Annotated in this window: 20 protein-coding genes; 5 read left to right on the forward strand and 15 right to left on the reverse strand. The window is 41.4% G+C overall.

The window, feature by feature from the left end; translation table 11 throughout:
• Positions 1-38: 38 nt before the first annotated feature.
• From murC to ACPBEH_RS03950, 4 genes are all read right to left on the reverse strand, one after another.
• Positions 39-1,370 carry a UDP-N-acetylmuramate--L-alanine ligase gene (murC, locus tag ACPBEH_RS03935; RefSeq protein ID WP_424350049.1) on the reverse strand — a complete coding sequence of 444 codons (1,332 nt, stop codon included), beginning with the start codon at positions 1,368-1,370 and terminating at the stop codon, positions 39-41.
• A gap of 164 nt (positions 1,371-1,534) precedes the next feature.
• Complete coding sequence (gene asnB / locus ACPBEH_RS03940; RefSeq protein WP_035146551.1) at positions 1,535-3,439, reverse strand: asparagine synthase (glutamine-hydrolyzing); 1,905 nt, start codon at positions 3,437-3,439, stop codon at positions 1,535-1,537.
• A 184-nt stretch (positions 3,440-3,623) separates the two neighbouring features.
• A complete protein-coding gene (gene ytpR, locus ACPBEH_RS03945; RefSeq protein WP_424349801.1) occupies positions 3,624-4,253 on the reverse strand; it encodes a YtpR family tRNA-binding protein in 630 nt (209 codons plus the stop codon).
• Between the two features lie 18 nt (positions 4,254-4,271).
• Positions 4,272-4,592, reverse strand: a complete 321-nt coding sequence (locus ACPBEH_RS03950; protein ID WP_011374343.1) for a thioredoxin family protein — start codon at positions 4,590-4,592, stop codon at positions 4,272-4,274.
• Positions 4,593-4,714: 122 nt separating this feature from the next.
• Between ACPBEH_RS03950 and ACPBEH_RS03955 the strand changes: the two genes are divergently transcribed.
• On the forward strand, positions 4,715-5,041 hold the full coding sequence (locus ACPBEH_RS03955; RefSeq protein WP_424349802.1) for a hypothetical protein: 327 nt from the start codon (positions 4,715-4,717) through the stop codon (positions 5,039-5,041).
• A gap of 84 nt (positions 5,042-5,125) precedes the next feature.
• On the opposite strand, the gene trmB is transcribed toward ACPBEH_RS03955, so the two are convergent.
• The 4 genes from trmB to ACPBEH_RS03975 all read right to left on the reverse strand — a co-directional run bounded on the left by trmB (position 5,126) and on the right by ACPBEH_RS03975 (position 8,685).
• The gene (trmB, locus tag ACPBEH_RS03960; RefSeq protein WP_251950908.1) at positions 5,126-5,767 is read right to left on the reverse strand and encodes a tRNA (guanosine(46)-N7)-methyltransferase TrmB; all 642 of its coding nucleotides are present in this window, start codon (positions 5,765-5,767) and stop codon (positions 5,126-5,128) included.
• A 60-nt stretch (positions 5,768-5,827) separates the two neighbouring features.
• The gene (locus tag ACPBEH_RS03965) at positions 5,828-6,622 is read right to left on the reverse strand and encodes a phosphotransferase family protein (protein ID WP_011374340.1); all 795 of its coding nucleotides are present in this window, start codon (positions 6,620-6,622) and stop codon (positions 5,828-5,830) included.
• A gap of 132 nt (positions 6,623-6,754) precedes the next feature.
• Positions 6,755-7,954, reverse strand: coding sequence for an ABC transporter permease (locus tag ACPBEH_RS03970; RefSeq protein WP_424349803.1), 1,200 nt, complete (start codon positions 7,952-7,954; stop codon positions 6,755-6,757).
• Positions 7,955-7,956: 2 nt separating this feature from the next.
• Positions 7,957-8,685 carry an ABC transporter ATP-binding protein gene (locus tag ACPBEH_RS03975; protein WP_025015895.1) on the reverse strand — a complete coding sequence of 243 codons (729 nt, stop codon included), beginning with the start codon at positions 8,683-8,685 and terminating at the stop codon, positions 7,957-7,959.
• Between the two features lie 220 nt (positions 8,686-8,905).
• On the opposite strand from ACPBEH_RS03975, the gene ACPBEH_RS03980 reads away from it, so the two are divergent.
• The 3 genes from ACPBEH_RS03980 (at position 8,906) to ACPBEH_RS03990 (ending at position 10,734) form a co-directional block, all read left to right on the forward strand.
• Positions 8,906-9,334 (forward strand): HIT family protein, encoded by a 429-nt coding sequence (locus ACPBEH_RS03980; protein ID WP_011374337.1) that lies wholly within the window; start codon positions 8,906-8,908, stop codon positions 9,332-9,334.
• A gap of 2 nt (positions 9,335-9,336) precedes the next feature.
• Positions 9,337-9,663, forward strand: a complete 327-nt coding sequence (locus ACPBEH_RS03985) for a YtxH domain-containing protein (protein ID WP_424349804.1) — start codon at positions 9,337-9,339, stop codon at positions 9,661-9,663.
• A 165-nt stretch (positions 9,664-9,828) separates the two neighbouring features.
• Positions 9,829-10,734 carry a peptidylprolyl isomerase PrsA gene (locus ACPBEH_RS03990; protein ID WP_424350050.1) on the forward strand — a complete coding sequence of 302 codons (906 nt, stop codon included), beginning with the start codon at positions 9,829-9,831 and terminating at the stop codon, positions 10,732-10,734.
• A gap of 61 nt (positions 10,735-10,795) precedes the next feature.
• Here the strand turns inward: ACPBEH_RS03990 and ACPBEH_RS03995 are convergent, their stop codons facing one another.
• The 5 genes from ACPBEH_RS03995 to ACPBEH_RS04015 form a co-directional block, all read right to left on the reverse strand.
• Positions 10,796-11,764 (reverse strand): 3'-5' exoribonuclease YhaM family protein, encoded by a 969-nt coding sequence (locus ACPBEH_RS03995; RefSeq protein WP_424349805.1) that lies wholly within the window; start codon positions 11,762-11,764, stop codon positions 10,796-10,798.
• The gene (locus ACPBEH_RS04000) at positions 11,754-14,465 is read right to left on the reverse strand and encodes an AAA family ATPase (RefSeq protein WP_424349806.1); all 2,712 of its coding nucleotides are present in this window, start codon (positions 14,463-14,465) and stop codon (positions 11,754-11,756) included. The genes ACPBEH_RS03995 and ACPBEH_RS04000 overlap by 11 nt, the downstream gene beginning before the upstream one ends.
• A 2-nt stretch (positions 14,466-14,467) precedes the next feature.
• Entirely contained in the window at positions 14,468-15,661 is a 1,194-nt protein-coding gene (locus ACPBEH_RS04005; protein ID WP_424349807.1) for a metallophosphoesterase family protein, read from the reverse strand.
• A 134-nt stretch (positions 15,662-15,795) separates the two neighbouring features.
• Entirely contained in the window at positions 15,796-16,140 is a 345-nt protein-coding gene (locus tag ACPBEH_RS04010) for a YlbF family regulator (protein WP_011374331.1), read from the reverse strand.
• 23 nt (positions 16,141-16,163) lie between these two features.
• A complete protein-coding gene (locus ACPBEH_RS04015) occupies positions 16,164-18,245 on the reverse strand; it encodes a PBP1A family penicillin-binding protein (RefSeq protein ID WP_424349808.1) in 2,082 nt (693 codons plus the stop codon).
• A 155-nt stretch (positions 18,246-18,400) separates the two neighbouring features.
• Between ACPBEH_RS04015 and ACPBEH_RS04020 the strand changes: the two genes are divergently transcribed.
• Complete coding sequence (locus ACPBEH_RS04020) at positions 18,401-19,291, forward strand: RluA family pseudouridine synthase (protein WP_424349809.1); 891 nt, start codon at positions 18,401-18,403, stop codon at positions 19,289-19,291.
• A 161-nt stretch (positions 19,292-19,452) separates the two neighbouring features.
• Here ACPBEH_RS04020 and ACPBEH_RS04025 read toward each other — a convergent pair whose 3' ends face one another.
• Both ACPBEH_RS04025 and ACPBEH_RS04030 read right to left on the reverse strand, forming a co-directional pair.
• Positions 19,453-20,112: an ABC transporter permease gene (locus tag ACPBEH_RS04025; RefSeq protein WP_025015902.1), complete on the reverse strand. Its 660-nt coding sequence runs from the start codon at positions 20,110-20,112 to the stop codon at positions 19,453-19,455.
• A complete protein-coding gene (locus ACPBEH_RS04030) occupies positions 20,109-21,044 on the reverse strand; it encodes an osmoprotectant ABC transporter substrate-binding protein (protein WP_424349810.1) in 936 nt (311 codons plus the stop codon). The genes ACPBEH_RS04025 and ACPBEH_RS04030 overlap by 4 nt, the downstream gene beginning before the upstream one ends.
• Between the last annotated feature and the right edge of the window lie 7 nt (positions 21,045-21,051).

Raw genomic sequence — 21,051 nt, forward strand, 5'->3', positions numbered from 1 at the left:
CAAAAAATGATTAAAACACAATCATCTTGCCTGAATCTTTAGTTATCCTTAGGACTTAAGTTACTTAATAATTCTTCGTAAGCATATTCATATTTTTGAACATCGCCGGCACCCATGAAGACGACTACTGGTTGTTCAAAGTCTAATAATGGTGACATGTTATCCAATGTGAGGACCCGACCACCCTTTGTAATCTTAGCGCCTAAATCAGCACTTGAAACCTTACCTGATTTTTCACGAACAGAACTGAAGATATCTGTTAAGAAAACTTCATCCGCAAGGTTTAAACTAGCTGCAAAGTCGTCCATTAACGCAATCGTCCGTGTAAATGTATGAGGTTGGAACACTGCTACGATTTGGCGATCTGGATATTTTTGACGGGCTGCATCCAAAGTGGCTTTAATTTCTGATGGATGATGAGCATAGTCATCAATAATCGTGACGTCTGCAACTTTCTTTTCAGTAAAGCGACGTTTAACACCCTTGAAATCTGCCAATTCACGTGCAACTTCACGACCATCAATTTTTTCGAGGTAACTAACGGCAATGACAGCTAAACTATTAAGTACGTTGTGTTCGCCATATAATGGCACGTGATAGTGACCGATGTTTTCATCGTGATAATAAGCATCAAATTCTGAACCTTCAACAGTCCGTTGAATATTGCGCGCTTGGAAATCATCATTTGATTTAGTGCCATAGTAATAAATTGGTGCGTTTGATTTTAGTTTTCTTAATTCTGGATCGTCGCCCCAGGCAAAAATCCCTTTTTGAACCTTGTAAGCTTCTGATTGGAAAGCATCGAAAACATCATCAATTCCCGTATAATAATCGGGGTGATCAAAGTCGATATTGGTCATGATTAAATAATCTGGTGAGTAAGCTAAGAAATGGCGGCGATATTCATCCGCTTCAAAAGCGAAGAATTGTGCATCCTTGATGCCCTTACCTGTCCCATCACCAACTAAGAAACTTGTTTTGGCAACGCCACTTAAAACGTGTGCTAGTAAACCACTCGTACTTGTTTTACCATGCGCACCAGCAACACCGATACTTGTATAATTTTTTAGGAGTTCGCCTAAGAATTGGTGATAACGAACAACTGGTAAGCCCATTTCGAGCGCTGTCTTAATTTCAATTTGATCATCTTGGAAGGCATTGCCGGCGATTACCGTTAAGCCTTCGTGAAGGTTATCGGCTGAGAAAGGTAAAATCTTAATGCCAGCTTTCTCTAAATCCCGTTGTGTAAAGGTATATTGGTCAATATCTGAGCCTTGTACTTGATAGCCTAAATCATTTAATACGAGCGCTAAAGCACTCATCCCTGATCCTTTAATGCCCACAAAGTGGTAAACCGTTTCACTTGTTATCATTTTAAATGTCCTCTTTTCAGAAAGTCACTAAGTATATTTGAATCAAATCCCTTTAAGTTTACCATATCAGGCGTTTGAGCTAAATAATGAATCCTTAAAAATCAACATTTTCTCAAAAAAAGAGGTCAGGGCAAAATATTTTTGCCCTGACCTCTTTTGAATTAACCTAATACTAAATAATCTTCGATGTTGATGAAGTAAACCTTGTACCATGTTAAGAACGTGTAAATTGTCCAAATCTTACGGCGCCCGTTAATGCGTTGTTCCTTATTAGCATCGAGTAACGCTAATAATTGGCCTTGATCGAAGAATTCACTGACGAAATCTTCGCTAAAGAGCGCTTTGACTTGTTCATAGTACTTGTCAGTTTCTAACCATTGCTTGATTGGCACTGGGAAACCTAACTTAGGTCTGTTGGCCCAAGCGGCTGGTAAATGCTTAGCAGATGCTTGACGGTAAGCATACTTAGTATCCTTGCTGTTAATCAAGTATTCAGTTGGCACTTGACCAGCAGTTTTAGCAACTTCTGGGTCTAAAAATGGTACCCGGAGTTCCAAGCTGTGCGCCATTGATAGTTTATCAGCTTTTTGTAAAATATCATTTAACATAAAGTGATGCATATCGATGTATTGCATTTGTGAAACGGGATCAGCATCTTTGACGCGGTCAAAGTCTGCTTGATAATTTTCTTGGATCGTTGTGTCATTTTGATAAGCAGGTTTCAAGTATTGGTTGGCTTCATCTGAACCAAAAATACTTGGATTTTCGATATCATAAATCACTGATTGACCGGCATAGAATTCCTTAGGGTTAGCCAAGTTCGTATATAAATGAACACGACCAGGGAATGCTGGCATCTTTTTGACTGTCTTCGCCAATTTAGCACGAGCACCCTTTGGTAATTTCTTCAAACTAGATGTGAAAGCCTTGATCGTCGTGTTGTGTGAATGCATTCCGTAGTTAACGTAGCCGGCAAACAATTCATCAGCACCTTCACCTGAAAGCGCAACGGTCACTTTTTCACGGGCAAAACGTGATAAGAACCATAATGGCACACATGATGGGTTCCCGTCTGGTTCGTCCAAGTAATATTGGATTTTATCAAATTCAGCAAACGCATCGTCCGCTTTAACTTTAGTTTCATTGAAGTTCAAGCCCAGTTCGTCTGCCAAAGCACGAGCAGCTGTTACTTCATTATAAGTTTGGTCGTCAAAACCAACACTGAAGACTTCTTGTGGTTGCAAGATACTTGTCACGTAACTACTGTCGACCCCTTCTGAAAGAAAGGCACCCACTGGTACGTCAGCAACGTTGTGCATCTTGATTGATTCTTCAACGGAAGCATCAATTTTCTTAACTTCTTCTTCAAAAGATAAGTTAGAAGGATCAAATTGCATATCCCAATATTTTTCAATATCTAATTGGCCATCTTTGTAAGTAAAGTAATGCCCTGCAGGGAATCTGAAGACCCCTTCAAAGAAAGTCTCTTGTAAATCATTATATTGATTCATCATGAATGATTTAAGAGCCTTCTTGTTTAATGTCCGCTTAAATTCTGGATGACGCATGAATGTTTTAATTTCACTACTAAACATAAAGGTGCCATCATCAAGCGTTGTGTAATAAAGGGGTTTGATCCCGAAGAAATCACGGGCACCAAATAAAGTCTTCGTTTGTAAATCGTAAATCACGAACACAAACATCCCACGAATCTTCTTCAAAACATCTTTGCCCCATTGTTCATAGGCATGCAAAATTGTTTCAGTATCTGAATCCGTCTTGAATTCGTGACCTAATGGTTCCAATTCCTTACGAATTTCACGATAGTTATACACTTCACCGTTAAAGAAAATCAATTTGGTATGATCTTCATTATAAATAGGTTGATCACCTTTAGTTAAATCAATGATTGATAAGCGACGGAAACCAAGCGCTACTTTATCATCGATGAAATCACCCGCACCACTTGGGCCACGATGTTTAATGACATCCATTTGTTGGTTCAATACTTCTTTTTTCTTTGGTAAATCAAACAATCCACCAGCAAATCCGACAATCCCACACATACCGTTAGCTCCTCTTTGATAGTCTGATATCTCAATAATCATTATTAGACTTTTAATTCATTATTTTCAGAAAAATTTAAAAACTAAATAACAATTAATTAGACGTTGTTAACTAATTAATTGTTATTTACTATCATACTATTTTATTTTTAATAAGCCCATAACAAATTCGTAAGTTGCTTAATTATTTTAATAGCGCGGCAACTGCATCAGCCGTCACTGCTTGGCCGACTTCCCAGTCATCTGGTAAGACCATAATGCCCTTAGCGGGGGCACCTTCAACGCCAATTTCACGAGCAGCACAAATCATGCCGTCGCTTTGAACGCCACGTAATTGACCAGGCCAGATGATTTTACCTTCTGGCATCACTGCACCAACTGTTGCGACAATCACCTTTTGACCTTGAGCAATATTAGCAGCCCCACAAACGATTTGAACCGTTTGATCAGGTGCAATTTGCGTTTGTGTCACGTGCATATGATCTGAATCTGGATGAACATCACATTCCTGCACATAACCAACCACGATGTGTGGTGTTTCGTCAGCAACTAAATCAGGTGTGAAGCCGGCAGCTTCAAGGGCTTGATTTAAAGTTGCGACATCGGCAGCACTGAGGGCTTGAACCCCGTTAAACTGTAATTCAGGTAATAATTGATCGATTGCTAAAAAGTTATAGCCAATTGTCTGATCTGCTTGGTCGCTAATTCTGACAATTGATTGTTTCTCAGTCGTTACTTGATTAGCAACATCTGGTTGGGTCATCACAACGAGAATATTTGGAAAAGATTTTTGGTTCATACTTGCAATTAGCATTTTATGACTCCTTTAAAATTAACTTAATGAGTGAATAAATTCTGAAATTTCACGTTTTGTCTTCCGGTCCTTATTCACAAAACGACCAACTTCACGGCCATTATCAATCACAACAAAGCTTGGAATACCGAAGATTTCCCATTCTTCACAAATATCGATGTATTGATCACGATCAATTTCGATAAATTCATATTCTGGGAATTCAGCTTCGATTTCGGGCATTGCGGGTTTAATAAACCGGCAATCACTACACCACGTTGCTGTAAAAAATAAGACATGTTTTCCTTTGGTAATGAGATGGGTTAGATTTGTTTCTGCCATCTTTGCGAATTCTTTCATTATGCACCCCTTCAATTTAACTACTCGTTTTAATATAAGCGGTTTGTGGTCAAATGTCCACTCTTGTTCCTCAAAAAAGTGTGCTATACTATTTAAAGATAAATTTACTGAGGAGTTTTTTTTTGAAAAAAAATAGTCAAACGTTAAAATATCTCTTAACTGGTTTCGGACTAGCCGTTGCGGCAGCAGCCGGCACCAGACAATATAAAACCCAACAAAAGATGGTTAAGCTCGACAAGATTTTAGAAGATGTCAAAGCAAGCCTTCGTCATGAAGGGCAAATCGTCGGCTCATGGATTGAAGAAAGTCCTCACCTATTTTCACAAAATAAACGGACTTTCCCAGTCTATCAAGGCGGCGTTATCTGCGAACGTGAAGAAGGCACGAACCAATTCCACTTCAAAGTTGATGCTAAAACAGGGGTCGTCATTGAATTTTCACAACGTTAAACCAAATAAAAAACACTTACCGAATTGGTAAGTGTTTTTTATTTGGCCTGAGATACTTTTTTGAAACGTGCTTTTTAAAGCAGACTATTTGTAATGTGCTTCTAAACGATAAATAACTTGACCGCGCTTGCTGAATTTTTCTTCGTATTCTGTTTGGATGTTGTCTTCTGCTAAATCACTGTTGTGTAAATCAAGTGAAATATCGTCGAATTGCATACCATATGCGTTTAAACTGGCTAATGAGTATTCAAACAAACCTTGGTTATCAGTCTTGAAACGTAAATAACCCGTTGGTTGCATAATTTGTTGATATTCAGCCAAGAATGACTTATAAGTTAAGCGTCGTTTTTCATGACGCGTTTTAGGCCATGGATCAGAGAAGTTTAAGTAAACCCCTGCGACTTCGTTTTCGGCGAAGAAAGTTGTCAATGCTGCGCCGTTCCCTAACAATAATTGAAGATTAGGGAGTTTTAATTCAACTTGTTTTTGTAAAATAACGGCAATCGCTGATTCTTGAATTTCAACCGCGATGAAGTTGCGATCTGGGTATTTTTGAGCCATTTGAGTAATGAATTGGCCTTTACCTGAACCAACTTCGATATAGATTGGTTGTTCCTTGGCAAAACGGCTTTGCCAGTTACCGGCAATATTTTCTGGACTCACCAAGATCATGTCTGGATTTTCAGCGATCAAATCCGCTGCCCAAGGTTTGTTTCTTAAACGCATAATAAACTCCTCATTTGCTGCCAATTAAAAAGGTTGGACAATTGCCCAACCTTTTGGCATTTAATTTTTTTTAATTATTTCAGAAAGAACTTCTTCTAAACGCAATATGTCATGGTTCATTTCAGTAAAACGACCACGTTGATAATGGTGCTTAATGCTTTGGAGCAGGTTCAAACTACCGTACCAGTTAACGCGCATCAATAATTCAGGCGTTACCTCTAAACCATAGTTTTCAAGCCACTCTTGCCATTCTTGACGTGGAACATATTGAAATAAAATCATTCCGAAATCGACAGCCGGATCAGCTAACATTGCTGAATCCCAATCGACTAGGTACAAACGATTGATATCAGATAACAACCAATTCTTATGACTTAAATCGCCATGACACACCTCTAGAGAAGGTGTTTGTAATGCTGACATCGTGTCTTTTAAATACTGACTCGTTTGTGCTAAAAAAGGATGTTGCCGCAAATCTTGCGGTAAATCATAGAAGTAGGTCTGCAACATCTCTGGTGCTTGCCAGACCTGACCACCAACCTTTTGTAACATGCGTTTTAATAGATGCGATTGATGCACCCGCGCCAATAATTTGGCAACCTGCGGGCTATTCATCTCGTCACGCTTGAGCGTACGACCATTTAGCCATTCCTGTGCGGTTAACACATCCCCACTTGAAATCCGTTTGGTCCAGATTAAACGTGGCGTAATGCCTTCTGCAGAAAGAGCCGCTAGAAATGGCGACGTATTTCGTTTTAAAAATATCTTCTCTGATGCACGGACGCCTAAATAAGCGGCACCCGTATCACCACCAGCTGAACGTACTTGCCAACCGGTATCTAAGTCGAAATTCATCCACCCGACTCCTTTACAATAAAATAAGGTGCCTACCCCGTGGCACCGCGTTGCTTCAACTGATTTTTAACTACCAGTATCATATAATAAGCACACGTGCTACGTCAAGTAGGCACCCCTTTGAATTCGGGATTATTTAACTAATCGTTGTGGTAAATAAAACTGAACAAAAACACCAACTAAGGCGAATAACGCCAGAACACTCAACCCAACTTGGAGGTTCAAGCCCATTGTCACTAGCAGTATCACGCTAAACAAGATGGCTTGGCACAATAATAATCCTAGTAACAGTTGTTGGAAAGCTTTCACGCGAGCTTGTTTAGCAATCGGATATAGATGGGTAAAAATAATTTGTTCATATTGAGTATAAAACGGTAGTAACTGGAAGCCAACTAAGTAGATTAATAACAAACCTAGTGCTAAGCTCAACCACCACAGATGGCTGAAACATAGAATGATGCCTCCTAAAACCACTAGGCGAACGTATAATCCGCTAAACTCAGTCCCGCGAATAAAACCACGTGTGTAGAGATACAAATATGGATTACCACTACGCTTAGCAACTGGCAATAGCCAATCTAAGTAACGGCGCCGTTTGACCTGACTATTTAACCCCGGCACATCTGTAAAGAGATTGTATAAGCGATAAATGCGCCCCATTCTAGAATCTTCTGCGCTGACCGCTGCCAACCAATCAAACAATGTTGTCTGTTGAATAGTTGTCAATTGACGTCGTTGATAATAAGCCAAGCCGATTGCGATTAAAACTCCAGCAATTGCCCAGCCGCTAAAGAGTTGACTACCGATTAACAACCAATCAACTAGTAACCAAACAATCTTAGGTAACTTGGCATCTATCTGGTACCAATTCAATAATTGATTTGAAAAGCGGCGATCTTTGATAGCAATTAACGTGGCCCACACTAGGAGTAATTGCCAGCTCGGTACAGATTTGGTAATCAGCAGGGTTGGTGCAATTAGCCCCGTTACTAGCCCGGTAAAAATCACCGGCAGCCAGGCACTGTAACCCCGCGCCGCTTTTAAATAAACAGGTAAATCACTTTCCTTAGGTAATAAGAAAACACTATCCGCTTCTTTAAGTAATGTTGCAAAGCGCCCAAAGCTTACTGCCGCTAATAAGACGAGGCTCAATAGTAATTTAAGCCACCAAGCTTGTGGATCCAAACCTTTGACGGCGTTAGCGTACGTATAGCCTAATGCGCCCAATAGGAAAATTAACGCTAAGACGAAATGGTCGTTAAAAACTAGTTTGAGATATTTAACCTGCTCTTGAATATGTTGCCGAACACGTTTTTGCCATAACTGTCGCATCATTAACCTTCTTTCGTCATTTGCAAATAGATATCATCTAAGTTTGCATCTGCCATGTTAAATTCTGCTTTCAGTTCTTCAAGCGTCCCGGTTGTCCGGACCTTGCCCTGATTCAATAGGACAAACGAATCGGCGTATTGTTGCGCCGTGGCCAAAATATGGGTCGACATCAAAATGGCCGCCCCCGCCGCTTTTTTATCGGCAATAATGTCCAATAAATCATGAATGGCGAGTGGATCAAGGCCTGTAAAAGGTTCATCAATGATGAATAAATCGGCGTCAGTCATAAAGGCGTTGACGATCATCACTTTTTGACGCATCCCTTTTGAAAAATGAACTGGGAACCAGTCCAACTTATTGTCGAGTCGGAATTTCTTCAATAACACCATTGCTTTGGCCCAAGTCTTTTCGAAATCTAGATCATAAGCCATCATCGTGAGCTCTAGATGTTCCCGCAACGTTAACTCAGGGTAGAGAACTGGGGTTTCAGGGACATAGGCCATGCTTTGGCGATATTGATCCGGATTGGATTGCAATGTGACACCATTGAGCGTTATCGTGCCCTTTTGCGGCGTTAATAACCCAATAATATGCTTGATGGTCGTTGATTTACCGGCCCCGTTTAAACCAATCAAGCCGACAACCTGTTGATTGGGAACCGTAAAACTTACTTCTTGGAGTACTGGTACGTGGGCGTATCCACCCGTTAATTGCTTAATTTCTAAACTCATTTAACTTGCCTCATTCATTTAAATTAAAAATTAGTTGATACCCTTTTCTGACAAACACTTAACACGAAGTTTATCATCAATTATTAATTTTAACAAACCCTTTCATTTTTAACGAACGATTCACTCAATTGACTGTGATTTAGTAGCAGAAAACGCGTTATTATGATAGCATTAACCGTATACAGCGCCACAATCTTATAGAAAGTAGGTATTTAATTATATGGATGATTGTATTTTTTGTAAAATTGTTCGTCAAGAAATTCCGAGCACTGTCGTCTATGAAGATGATGTTGTCAAAGCATTTCTCGATATCACCCAGACCACACCTGGTCACACCTTGGTCATTCCAAAGCAACACGTCGCCAATATTTTCGAATATGACGCCGACTTAGCTGCTGCGGTTTTCAGCCGAGTGCCCAAGATCGCTAATGCGATTAAAGCAAGCAATCCCGCGATTAAAGGGATGAATATTTGTAATAATAACGGTGAAGTAGCTTACCAATCCGTTTTCCATTCTCATATCCACCTACTCCCTCGCTACACGGCAGCAGACGGCTTCTCAATGCAATTTGCTGATAACTCAGCGGATTATACACCAGAGAAGTTACAAACGATTGCTGACGCAATTAAGCAACAATTGGAGGCATAACGATGTCATTTTCAAAAGGACTATTGATTGGTGGCCTACTTGGCACGACCTATGCGTTACTAACCGCTAAAAAAACGGGGCTAGAACGCCAACAAGCAATCAGCCATTATTTAACGGACGTGACCAACCAAGCGCAGGATGTTCAAATTAATGCAATTAATTTACAAAACACTGCCAGTCAACTTTCAAACGAAATCAAGACAACAGCTGTTGATTCACTAGCCGATATTAGTGATGCTGTTCAAACTTTTTCGTTTGAGGCCCAACCCCGCGTTGCACAAATTTCAGAATCAATTAAGCGTCTTACGGACGATTTAACCGCGCTGTAACAAGGTTTATCAGTCTTTTATAGTCGTATTCATAAAAAAGCTAAATTTGAAGGTTCTGTGAAATTTTCGCTCTCGGATTTAATTCAGCGGGTTTATGTGTTATATTAATTGATGAATTCACGGTATTAATCGTATTTACAATAATTGATAAGGATGTGTCATATGATGAAAAAATGGCTATTAGCCGCTGCCAGTCTATTAATGGTAGTTACATTAGCAGGTTGTGGAAGCAACACTATCGCAACTCTTAAGGGTGGTAAAATCACTCAAGACGAATTCTACAAAGAAATTAAGGAAACTTCTGCCGGCAAGCAACAAGTACAACAAATGATCTTGCAAAAAGCACTTCAAGAACAATACGGTAGCAAGAGTCTTACTAAGAAAATCGACAAGACTTACAATACTTACAAGAAACAATACGGTTCATCATTCTCTTCAGTACTTGCACAAAGTGGTTTAACAACAACTTCATTCAAAAACCAAATCACAACTCAAATGTTAGCTAACGCTGCTTTAAAGGCTAACAAAAAAGTTACAAACGCTGATTTGAAGAAACAATGGAAAACATACGAACCAAAAGTTGAAGTACAACATATCTTAGTTGAAAAGAAAGATACTGCTGAAACAGTTATTTCTGAACTTAAGAAAGACAACTCAACTAAAAACTTCACTGCTTTAGCTAAGAAGTACTCAACAGATACTGGTACTAAGAAAGACGGCGGTAAATTACCTGTCTTTGATAGCACAGATACATCATTAGATTCAACATTTAAAACAGCTGCCTTCAAGTTGAAGACAAACGAATACACAACAACACCTGTTAAGACATCATATGGTTACCACGTTATCCGCATGATCAAGAACCCTGGTAAAGGTAAGATGGCTGATCACAAGAAGACATTAACTGACCAAGTTTACGCTAAGTGGGCTAATGATCAAACAGTGATGGCTAAGGTTTACACGAAGGTTCTTAAGAAAGCCGACGTAACAATCAAGGATAAAGATTTATCAGATATCCTTTCAAGCTACGGCGTTAACGCTAAGAAATCATCAACTAAATCATCAAAATAATCAGTTTTAAAAAAGAGCTTCAACCAAACAGATAACTGTTTGGTTGAAGCTCTTTTTTTAGTTAGTCTTGCGACAATTGTTGATCATTAACTGGCCGGTAGAAATGCCGACCATCCATTGCAAAAAGCCGTTCAGTATACTGCCCTGCTTCTGCATGTTGTAAAGATTGCGTCATCATCGTAATGCTGGCGTCCATTTCATCGATTTGATGGAGCACTTCTGCTTCCAAGATTTGTGGTCGCACTGGTGAACCGTATTCCATTAAACCATGATGGGCCAAGACAACATGTCTCAACACTAACATATCCTCACTATTGATATCGATTTTTAACGTCTCACAAGCCTTAACGATTTCTTCATCAACCAACACAATATGCCCGATTAAATTCCCGCGCACTGTGTATTCCGTTGAAACCGGCCCCGATAATTCAAGCGTCTTGCCTAAATCATGTAATAAGACCCCTGAATATAATAACGCCGCATCGATTTGTGGGTATTGCGCCGCGATTGTTTTAGCTAACCGTAACATCGATAACGTATGGTAGGCTAAACCACCTGCAAAGGCGTGGTGGTTCGTCTTGGCCGCTGGAAAACTGAAGAAATCCGCTTGATGCTTTTGAATTAAGTGGCGCACCAATCGTTGCCAATTAGGATTGGTAATTTCAAAAAGCACTTGGCTAATTTCTTCTTCCATATCGGCCGTTTGTACCGGAGCCTTTTGGATAAATTGTTCAATGACTTGTGGTTCCTCTTCAGTCGCTAACCGAATTTTGTAAATCTTAATTTGCGGATTACTTTGATAAAGTTCTCGTTTACCTTGGAGATGAATAATTTTCCCCGGTGTAAACAAGGCCACATCTTCATCAGAAGCATCCCAATACTTACCACTAATTTGTCCGGATTGATCTTGGAATGTGAAGGCAATAAATTGCTTGCCATTTTTAGCAACTCTGACATCCGCTGCTTTAATTAAAACAAATAGTGCTAAGTTTTCATCATTTTGGTAATCAAATAGCTTTTTAGTCGTCATTTGCTAACCCTACCTTCTCTAAGTTTAACCAGTGTCCCGTGCCAAAGGCGGCCTCAGTTCGCGGATTAGCTGTCAAGTAAATCACTTGATGTGCGCCGCTGAGGTTTTGCAATAATTGCCAAACCGCCGCTTGCCGTTGATCATCAAAATTGACAAACCCGTCATCTACCAACAACGGTAGTGAGACAACATCGGCAATCTCTTCTGCAAACGCAAAACGTAAGGCAATATATAATTGCTCTGCCGTTCCTTGTGAAAGTTCGCCGACCTCAAATAGAACCTGGTCTTGTCGAAGGACAGTTAAAGTTGCCGCTTCGAAAGTAATTTCAATATACCGATTCTGCGTTAGAATTGCAAAGTATTGCGTAGCTTTTGCTAATAAACGGGGGAATCGTTCTTGTGAAGCTGCTGTTAGGGTCGCTTGAATCCAATCGATTGCCAATTGTTTGGCCAACCAATCTTGTGCTAAACCGATAATATCGGCTTCAGCGTTTAATTGTGCTTGCTTTTGTCGTTGATAAGCATCGCTATCAACTAACTTTTGCTGAACAACTTGTAACTCGGCAATCATCTGTTGTTGTGTTTGGATTGCCGCTGTTAACGTCGCTGTTTGTTGCGTTAGTTGTGCAATTGCCGTTTCGAGGGCTGCTTGGTCCTCAAAAGCTTGTAATTGTGGCAAATAACTTGTCAATTCATGTTCAAGATCTGTTTGACGTTGTTGTTGAATCTGGCGTTGCTGTTCAGCGGCTGCACATTGCGCTAATTCGGCGGCCGTTTTAAGGTGCGCCGTTTCGAGCAAGTCAGCTTGTTGGGCTTGTCGTTCTTGATCTTGTCTTTGCAAGCGTGTCACTTGTTGTTGTTGGTATTCATAACGTTCATTGTCCTGTGCGAGGGCTTGTTTCAATTGATCAAGTCGATCCTTAAATTGTTCAATTTGCGCCAAGTTATGCAGCGGTTCGCCTTGAAGTGCACCTAGCCAATCGTGCGCAAATGCAAACTGGTCAAAATAATCGGTTAAGGCAACTTGAAGCGTGTTAATCTCAGCACTTTGTTGGGCAATTAATGCTTGTAAGTGTTGCATCCGCGCCAAGGCATCTTGTTGGTTCATGACTTGTGTCACCGTTGCTTCGTTCGGATAACCATTCGCACTTAAAAGCGCAGCAACTTGTTGTTGACTTGTCTTTAAAGCCAGCTGCCCGTCTGCAAGTGCTGTTTGTTTTTCCTGAAGATCCGCTTGTAACTGATCTAACTTAGCGAGTGCTTGTTGCCACTGCGCCTTTTGGGTTGTCTCAGCCGTTTGTTTTTGTTGTCCTTGATATTTGGTGTATAACCCATAACCAAGTAATCCGAGTCCTAACAAAGCAATTGCTTTTAAGCCACCCGGTAAAAAGATGCCTAATAAACCAACAACCCCTAACCCTAAACAAATATTGCTAATCGGTGTTGGACTAGCAACTTCTGTCGGTGTTTCCAAAGTGGTCACTAATTGTTCTTGTTCAGCCACCTGGTCAGTCAAGGTTGTTAATTGCTCCGTTAAAACGCGGTTGGTCGTTTGCGTTTGTTCGTAGGTGGTATTGGCCACTTGTAACTGTTCTAGCTGGTCGGTGCTTAGAACCGTTGGTAACGTTTCAGTCGGTCCCCATTGATATTTAGCAGCTAATGTCGCTTGTTCACTCGTCAACTGTGTCAATTGCGTTTGTTGCAAAGCTAACTGTTGCGCTTGCTTTTGCCGTGTTGACCATTGTTCTAATAACCCATCAATTTCAGCTTGGTGTGTTTGATAGAATCGGAATTCACCCGTTTGATCAAGTGTTTCTTGAATCGTTGCCACAGCTTGCTGAGCATCTGCTAATGCTGTTTGAGATTCTTGGCGTTGTTCTTCGATCTTTTGATATTGCGTATACAAAGTGCTGTCAAAAGGTTTCGTTGCCGCTAAGGATGCTTGTAAAGCCTGCCATTCTACATACTTCGGCCAGCGTTCTAGTAATTGTTGCTGCTGGTTTTTTTGTCCCTGAACTTCAGCTAGTGCTGCCTGATCTTGCTTCAGCGTCTGCAGTGCCTGTTGTAATTGTTGGTCGTTACTTTCGTATTGCTGATTAGCCGCTTTAGCCTGGCTAACAGCCTGTTCGATTTCCGGATACTGCTTTAAGGCCTTATTAAGTGGCCACTTGCGTCCGGATGGTTTATAGATTTGCTGACTAGCTTTGTCCAAGCTAGCTTCAAAAGCGAGCCATTCATGACTACCAACCGCGCCAATCGTTAAAAGATGTTGCATAAAATCATCGGCAGTTAACCCAAAAATCTGATTTAAATCCTGTTGATTAGTTTCAAAAATCTGTGTAAAAAGGGCTTTATCTGCGGGCGCAATCAATTGGTTCAAATAATCCGCACCAAACTCCTTGCCCTGATCAATAATGGTTACCTCGCCACCGGCTTTACCAGCAACCCGCCGAATCGTAATCTCGCGATCGTGGTGGTCAACGATTAACTCGCCACCATACTGCGCGCCACTTTTGGGAAGGTATTGTTCATACTTTTGCTTACCGGTTGCAAAACCAAACAAAACGCCTTTGATAAAAGCCGTGATGGTTGATTTACCAGCTTCATTTTGACCGTATAAAACCTGGTAATCGGTTTGTAAATCAATTGTTTGATCGTGCCACTTACCAAAGCCAAAGATGTTAATTGCTTTAATCCGCATGCTTAGTCCTCCAGCTTCTTTTCTTGCAGAATCGTTTCGGCCGCGGTCTTCAAATCCGCTTGAAAATCGGATTCTTCGAGTGCTTCTCGGATGAATTTTTCTTTCAGAAGCGGTTGGGCCTTTTCCAAGATGTAATCTGGCGTAAAGATCTTATCAGCCGCCGCTTGCCAATAGGCCTGATCAATCTGGCTAAATTGTTGTTGGGCCGCAAACTGTAGTTTAAGCGCGTATGGCCAATGCATGACAGCGCTAGACTCGAGGGCTGCCTGTAAATAAGCGAGTAATTCGCCATTATTGACACGTTGAATCAAATCACTCGATAACCGTTCAGCGTGCGTCAATTCCAAAGCCACCAAACTCGCCGTTTCACTCTGTGCTAATTGCTGACTCAACGCTTCTTGCAATTGATTCAAACTTGGATTTTCAGGGATTTCAAATCGTTGCCGTTGCCATTCAATCACCGTCGTCGGTTTAAATTCAAGTTCGAATTGACCGGCTTGAGCTGTCACTAAATAAAAACCCTTTTCACCAGGTTCGTTCTTATGCCGGCCTTGTAAATTACCCGGGTAAATCACATAAGGCCGTTCTTGTAAGATTTGGCGTTTATGAATATGTCCTAGTGCCCAATAATCATATTGTAGTTGGTTGAGTTCACTTAACGTAAACGGTGCGTAATGATCCACATCAGAGGTCGTACTCTGGCTACCATGCAAAGTCCCAATTGTATAAGTCGTAGCAGCTCGTGGTGGAAATTGTGTCGTTTGATCCGTTTCTAACCACCGTTGCCCGTAACTAAAACCAACAATCGTGACCGTTTCTTGCGCTTTAGTTGTTAGTGTTTTAGCTTCAACAGCCGTTGTAAAAACATGGACGTTTTTCGGAAAATCGAAATGAATTTGATTGGGATCCCAGTAATCATGATTCCCGTAACTGAGATAAACTGGGATTTCAACAGCGTTTAAGCGTTCAAATTGTTGTTTCAAAAAGTTTTGGACCTGCAAACTCTGGGCCTCTTGATCAAATGAATCACCCACTAATAAAACAAAATCAACAGCTTCATCAATGGCAGTCTGCACTAATTTTTCAAAGGCGGTAAAAGTTGATTCGTGAATCGTCGTCCATAAATTGGTTGACGCTTTTTTTAGTCCCACAAACGGACTATCAATATGCGCATCAGCCGCGTGAATAAATTTCATGATCGCTATCCCCCATTTTAGTAATATGTCTTATTATAGCATTGCAACTAAGGCTTAGAAAGGCGCCTTCCCACTAAAAAAAGAAGCATCGAGTTCGCGATTTGCGACTCGATACTTCTCTTAAAAAATGCGATTTAGCCTTGGTAGATATCAGCAATTGGTTTTGAGATGATTTGGTTTAGTTCATCCATCAATTGGCTTAATTGGCGTTCTTGTTCCATCAAGTTCTTGATGGCATCGATATCACCGATTTTTTGAGCAAGTTCTTGAATTTCTTGGATTTCGTCATCCGTTAATTCTTCACCTTGCATTTGTTTTTGTTGTAAAGTCATTTGTTGTGTTTGAAATTTCTTGAACATTGTGAAGGCAATATCATCCTTCTTAAGTGCTGCAAAAGCATTTTGCAAGCCTAAAAATTGTGGTAATGTTTGTAAATTAGTTGCCATTTGGTTAGCATCATCATAAATATTGACTGTCATAGTAGTGACTCCCTTACATGAATTTAATTAAAAAAACCTTTCAAGTTATTATACCATTGATTGACCGTTTCTTTCGCTTTATTTACACCATCTTTAATCCCAGATTGAAGCGAATTGACGACTTTGTCAGAATCCTGATCGTCTTCTTTTTTAGCCATCGATTGCGCGTCTTCTGTATCAAAGCTGGTTTGGGCCGTCGTTGGTAACAACTGTTGCATTTCGTATTTAAAGATTGGCGCTAGGCCGTCGATACTGGTATTTTTCATAAAGTGTTCTTGATCCGTCTTATCGTAGCCCATCCAAGTCGCAACCACAATATCCGGCGTATAACCGATTAACCATTGATCCTTCGTCCCATAACCATAACTATCAGGCACTTCGGTACTACCAGACTTACCAGCGACTTGATAGCCATCTGGTTTGGCATATCGACCAGTCCCGCTGTTATAAACGCCCAACATCATGCTGGTCATTTCTTTAGAGGTCTTCTTGCTCATGATTCGCGATTTCGATGGTGTCGTGTTATCAACAATAACGGCACCACTGGCATCCACAATCTTTCGAATAAAGTGGGTCTCGGAAAGTTCCCCGTTATTAGCAAAAGCTGTATAAGCACTCGCCATTTGATAAGGTGAAACCCCACCTTGCCAACCACCAAGGGCCATCGCTAGATTTTGGTCACTCTTAGGCACTGAAATGCCGAAATCTTCCACCGACTTAATCCCGCGTTTAAGCCCGATTTGATTTAACAACCAAACAGCAGGCGCATTCGTACTGTTAGCCACCGCTTGATACATCGGCATCGAACCCGTATAAACATTGTCTGGGTTGGTTGGCGTATATTTATTGGTTCCGTAACTCTTCTTCTTATCTTGAAGAGAAGAATCGTAGTGATAGCCATCTTCTAACGCTGGTGTATAAACGGCCAACGGTTTAATCGTCGAACCCGGTTGCCGTTTCATCTGAGTGATTCGACTATAACCGCGAATCGTGTAATCGCCGCGCCCACCAACAACGGCCGATACACCACCTGTTTTCGGATCGATGGCAATGGAGCTCCCTTGCACTAAGGTGCCATCAGCCGCATTGTCTGGGAACAACCAATTTTGCTCGAAGGTATTTTCCATCTTGCTTTGTTGTGATTGATCGAGTGCGGTATAAATCTTATAGCCGTTTTTAACAAGATCTTCTTCCTTGAGACCAAACCGCTTAACAGCTTCATTCACAACTTCATCAAAGTAGTAAGGGTATTTGTAACTATCGTTTTGTTCCAAGGTATTTTTAACGACCAATGTTTCACTCTTGGCTGCCTTGGCTTGACTCTCAGTCAATTTACCATTATCAACCATCAGTCCGAGAATTAAATTCCGCCGTGATGTGGCGTTATCCAAATGATCAGCCGGATTATAGTAACTTGGGCTTCGGAGCATAGCAGCAATCACAGCCGCTTCACTAGCATCTAATTCGCTAGCGTTTTTACCGAAGTACCGTCTAGAAGCATCTTGAACACCCCACACCCCGTTACCGAAGTAGGCATTATTTAAATACATCGCCAAAATATCTTTTTTAGAGTAAGTCTTCGTAATTTGAACCGCTAGGAAGAGTTCTTCAAACTTCCGTGAGAAAGTCTGCTTCTGGCTCAACTTCGCATTTTTGGCGAGCTGCTGGGTCAACGTACTCCCCCCACCGGTAATCTGACCGCGATGAATCACTAAGTTAACAGCGGCGCGGGCCAAGCCCTTGACGCTAAAGCCCGGATTCGTATAGAAGGAGCGATCTTCCGTCGAAATCACCGCATTTTGAATCTCAGGTGAAATTTTGTCTAATTCAACGTACGTTCCTTTTTGGGTGTATAAGGTGCCCGCCCGTGCATCTTTTTTATCATAAAGCGTTGTTGATGTTTGTAAGTTGGCCTTAATTTCCCCAACGTTAGCCGTTTTAGCTTTAAAGGTTAAGTAGCTACTCATGAAAAATACTAAAAGTAATATGCCCAAAATCAACCACCGCGTTAATTGCAGTCGATACCAAACATACTTCACGACTCGCCACGCCCGTTTAAAAAAACGTTTAATCGCCAACCAAATCGGCGAATCCTGCTTATTCATACAATCCCTCTTTTAATCAATTTACATCGTACTTTGTTATATTGTAGCATATTCCAGTATGCCCCTTATGCCAGTGCGTTGACATTAATAATCTTTTAAAATTTACTTTTAGTGCTAAATTCGCTAAACTGGTAGCTTGAAGGTGGTTTACTCTGATGATAATTTACCAAAAAAAAGTAACTTTAGAAACAGACTTTAGTCCGATGTCAGTCCGCGGACTTCTCAATCACTGGTTAGTGCCGCAAAAAATGCAACATTTCTTGCGGATTAATCGTGAAATACTCGTCAACGGTCAATACCGCGCGTTCAACCGCAACGTAGAACCTGGCGATGAAATCACGCTGAATTTTTCAGAAGTGTCCGTCAAAGTTCAAAACTACGAACTAGATGCGACGCAATCATTCAGTGTTTTATTTGAAAGCGACGATTTATTGATCGTCAACAAGCCTGCTGGTATTAAAACCCATCCCAACCGCCCTGGCGAAAACGGGACATTAATGAACCAAGTCGCCTTTTATCTCGCACAACAAGGGAAAAAGGCCTACATGGTCCACCGCATTGACGAAGCCACTAGCGGCGTCTTATTAATTGGCAAAACGCCGATTGTTATCGGGATTTTAAACCGTCAACTCAGTCAAAAAAAGATGGCCCGTCAATATATCGCCATCGTTAATGATCCCGAACACGAGTTGGCAGAACACGCCACAATTAATTCGCCCATCGGTGTCGACCCGGAAAATGATCGTCAACGTTGTGTTGATTACATCAACGGCTTATCAGCAATTACCCACTACCGCGTTTTAAGTCGGAAGGGCACAACTGCGGTATTAGCGGTCGACCTTGAAACTGGCCGGACTCACCAAATCCGCGTCCACCTGGCTAGTATTGGTCATCCAATCCTAGGCGATCCACTTTATAATCCTACCGATAAAACACCGCGGCTCTTACTCCACGGTCAGACGTTGCGGTATACAGAACCTTATACGGATCACCCGCAAACCGTCACAGCACCAGTTCCTGATGCATTTGAACCTTATCTTTCATGACCAAATAAAAGAAAGTGTGCCATCAGTCGGGTATCTCCTAAGGATTAGCGCCAAATGGCAAGAAGATGACTGATAGAATACGTTTAGAGAATTAGAATTCGGATATCCAAAAAAGGCGCCAAGACAAAATTAAATTTTGTCTTGGCGCCTTTTTAGTGCTTTTAATGATGCGCTTGTGGTGCTTCTAAACGGCGTTGGATGAACCCTAAAACGAGATCGGCGATAATTGCCATCAAAGCCGTTGGCAAGGCCCCGGCTAAAATCAGCGCGCCGCCATCGGTTGCATTCGTCCCCCGAATGATAATATCGCCCAAACCACCGGCGCCGACAAATGAACCAATCGCGGTGATCCCAATAGCAACTACAAGGGCATTACGAATTCCTGCCATAATCACGGCTAAGGATAATGGTAATTCAACCATCGTCAATAGTTGCCACTTGGTCATCCCCATGCCTAGCCCGGAATCCAGAATATTTGGTGAGACATTAATCATCCCGGTATACGTATTTTTAATAATTGGTAATAACGAATATAAAAAGACCGTCATAATCACCGTATTAGTGCCTAAACCCAACCCCAACATGATGATCGATAACATCGCTAACGACGGTACCGTTTGAATAACGTTGGCAATACCGATTACCACATCGCTCATTTTTTTACGATGCGCAATCAAAATGCCAATCGGAATCCCAATGATGGCCGCTAGTAACACCCCATAGATTGAAATTAAGAAGTGCCGGTTAAATTGGCTTAAAACGTATCCACCATTATGTTGGAAATAATAAAGTAGCTGTTGCCACGTGTTTAAATGCGTCATTTGTTGGCTCCTTTCTTAAAGTAATCATGTTGCGTCAAGAATTGCTTAGCCACCACAGCGGGTTCTAACAGGTCATTATCCACTTTGTAATTGAGCGTTTGCATCGTATCGAGATTGATTTGCCCGGATAACCGTTTTAAGAGTGGTTTCAATTCTGGATGTTGTTTTAAAATCTGATCGGTAGCAACTAGACTGGCATCGTATGGTGGGAAAAAGTGGCGGTCATCCTTGAGGACCTTCAAGTTGTAACTCTTAATCCGCCCATCAGTCGAATACCCTAAGACGACATCCATTTTACCGGCCGCAAGTGCGCTATAAACTAGGCCAATCTGCATTGGCGCTACCTTCTTAAAATCGTAGCCGTAAGTTTGCTTGAATTCCTGGTAGCCGTCCCCTTCATGGTTGACCCACACTGAGTCAACGCCAGCGGTTAATTGCTTAGCCACCCGACCTAAATCGCTGACCGTTTCAAGATGGTATTTTTTGGCCATTTGCTGCGTCACCATGAAGGCGTACGTATCGGCAAAGCCATACGTTGGAAACCACGTTTGTTGGTAACGCTCTTTAAATTCGCGCTTTACAATTGTTTGCGCCTTTTTTGGATCCTTCGTTGGCTTCATTTTTAACGTCCCAGTGATCTCGGTTCCTGCATACCGACTCGTTGAAATATCCGCATCGCCGCGGATTAACGATTCGTGCGTCACCGTTGAAGAACCTAGGTTATTAACCAATTCGACCTTGTTATCCGTTTCATGCGCAATCAATTGACTGACGATGTTGGCTAATATTTGGGACTCCGTCGTACTTTGGGAACTAATCCGAATCGTATCCTTCGCCGAGCCACCAAGACCGGGCAACCCGCAACTGCCTAATAGCAAAAGGCAGCCACTAAGTAACGTTAAGGCTGTGATTTTCTTTAATCTTTTCAACATAGCGACC

The sequence above is a fragment of the Latilactobacillus parasakei genome (assembly GCF_049674265.1).
Lineage (GTDB): Bacteria > Bacillota > Bacilli > Lactobacillales > Lactobacillaceae > Latilactobacillus > Latilactobacillus sakei.

Coding starts and splice junctions, on each gene's coding strand:
- asnB (WP_035146551.1), bottom strand. CDS start 3,439: ATGTGTGGGATTGTCGGATTTGCTGGTGGATTGTTTGATTTACCAAAG.
- ytpR (WP_424349801.1), bottom strand. CDS start 4,253: ATGCTAATTGCAAGTATGAACCAAAAATCTTTTCCAAATATTCTCGTT.
- ACPBEH_RS03950 (WP_011374343.1), bottom strand. CDS start 4,592: ATGAAAGAATTCGCAAAGATGGCAGAAACAAATCTAACCCATCTCATT.
- trmB (WP_251950908.1), bottom strand. CDS start 5,767: ATGCGTTTAAGAAACAAACCTTGGGCAGCGGATTTGATCGCTGAAAAT.
- ACPBEH_RS03965 (WP_011374340.1), bottom strand. CDS start 6,622: ATGAATTTCGACTTAGATACCGGTTGGCAAGTACGTTCAGCTGGTGGT.
- ACPBEH_RS03970 (WP_424349803.1), bottom strand. CDS start 7,954: ATGCGACAGTTATGGCAAAAACGTGTTCGGCAACATATTCAAGAGCAG.
- ACPBEH_RS03975 (WP_025015895.1), bottom strand. CDS start 8,685: ATGAGTTTAGAAATTAAGCAATTAACGGGTGGATACGCCCACGTACCA.
- ACPBEH_RS03980 (WP_011374337.1), top strand. CDS start 8,906: ATGGATGATTGTATTTTTTGTAAAATTGTTCGTCAAGAAATTCCGAGC.
- ACPBEH_RS03985 (WP_424349804.1), top strand. CDS start 9,337: ATGTCATTTTCAAAAGGACTATTGATTGGTGGCCTACTTGGCACGACC.
- ACPBEH_RS03990 (WP_424350050.1), top strand. CDS start 9,829: ATGAAAAAATGGCTATTAGCCGCTGCCAGTCTATTAATGGTAGTTACA.
- ACPBEH_RS03995 (WP_424349805.1), bottom strand. CDS start 11,764: ATGACGACTAAAAAGCTATTTGATTACCAAAATGATGAAAACTTAGCA.
- ACPBEH_RS04000 (WP_424349806.1), bottom strand. CDS start 14,465: ATGCGGATTAAAGCAATTAACATCTTTGGCTTTGGTAAGTGGCACGAT.
- ACPBEH_RS04005 (WP_424349807.1), bottom strand. CDS start 15,661: ATGAAATTTATTCACGCGGCTGATGCGCATATTGATAGTCCGTTTGTG.
- ACPBEH_RS04010 (WP_011374331.1), bottom strand. CDS start 16,140: ATGACAGTCAATATTTATGATGATGCTAACCAAATGGCAACTAATTTA.
- ACPBEH_RS04015 (WP_424349808.1), bottom strand. CDS start 18,245: ATGAATAAGCAGGATTCGCCGATTTGGTTGGCGATTAAACGTTTTTTT.
- ACPBEH_RS04020 (WP_424349809.1), top strand. CDS start 18,401: ATGATAATTTACCAAAAAAAAGTAACTTTAGAAACAGACTTTAGTCCG.
- ACPBEH_RS04025 (WP_025015902.1), bottom strand. CDS start 20,112: ATGACGCATTTAAACACGTGGCAACAGCTACTTTATTATTTCCAACAT.
- ACPBEH_RS04030 (WP_424349810.1), bottom strand. CDS start 21,044: ATGTTGAAAAGATTAAAGAAAATCACAGCCTTAACGTTACTTAGTGGC.